1 pseudogene is annotated in these 1,137 nt (G+C 59.9%); it reads right to left on the bottom strand.

Annotated elements, in window-relative coordinates:
* Positions 1–1,028 (bottom strand): annotated as a pseudogene (locus P792_RS38500) (S9 family peptidase); the annotation flags it as partial.
* Between the last annotated feature and the right edge of the window lie 109 nt (positions 1,029–1,137).

Below are 1,137 nucleotides of genomic sequence, written 5' to 3'. Positions count from 1 at the left end.
GCATCGGGGGCAGTCTCGATCCAGGCAGGCTCGTCACCAAACCAGACGGGTACCTGAGCAGCATCGATATGCGGCCATGTCGTCCACACCCCATTTTCAAACAGGGCGGTACGGCTCAGACCCTCTGTAATGATTTGGGCCATGACACGCCCCTCACCGATTGGCGACAGGCTGCGCTGACCGAAAACCCAGTGCGGAAAGCCTGTCTCTCCTCTCGGATCTGGCAGATAGTCGGGGCCGACCGGAGTGTCTGTCTCATTCGGGATGAAAAAGCGGCAGGGCCGCCAGCTACCCTGCGCGTCCAGACTGACCAGAAGCGTGTCAGCGCTTTCCCAGACAGGATCGACACAACTGCATCGCGTACCATCGCCTGCGAGTATGCGTGTTGCGCCAATATGCGGGCGCCGTGCCTGCCATGATAGCGGTGCGATGAGGAATCTCGTGGCATCCCAGGGCATGTCGGGGTGGGACCAGCTTATCCATGCCAGATGGCCATTGCCGGGTGCGGGGCGCGGTGCGGCGTAGAAATCATCACCTTCGACCAGAACGATTTCGTCCTGCCTGTCGAGCCAGACAATGGCGGCGCGGGGTTCGCCTTCCCCGCGATGATCTTCCCGGACGCAGAAAACGCCGCTGCCAGTGGCATCGAAACTGAAGTCCGCATAGGCGCAACCTGCTGTGCAGGCCATGGGGGTGATGCTGCCATCAGGATGATAGAGCGAGACAGCCCCGGTCTTGCGATCGCTGAAAACGACTTTCTGACATGACGACACCTCATAGGCGCCGCCACCATATTCATGGACATTTGTGCCGATCTGGTAATCGATGGGGAGCAAATCCCGTGGCGTTTCGCCGCGTTTGAGGCTGACAAGGGCCGTGCGCCCCCCTTCCTGCGGTCTGCCTTCGAGCCAGTATAACCTGTCTCCCTGTGCCTGAAGCTCGGAAAGGGACACGCTACGCCCTGCCACGAGGTCGGATGACACCCAGGAAGGCCAGGCACCGGAAGGGATCGAAGATGGATTCGTCATGGGATTCAGGATAATCCGGGAGAAACCATCTGACGAGTTTTCCTGGGAGCGGCTTTCAGGCATCAAGTCGACCTCTTTATCGCTACGCCTGCAAGGATCAGAGCCCTGC

The organism is Asaia sp. SF2.1, from assembly GCF_000505765.1.
Taxonomy (GTDB): Bacteria; Pseudomonadota; Alphaproteobacteria; order Acetobacterales; family Acetobacteraceae; genus Asaia; species Asaia bogorensis.
This window is presented reverse-complemented; position numbering and strand designations above follow the sequence as displayed.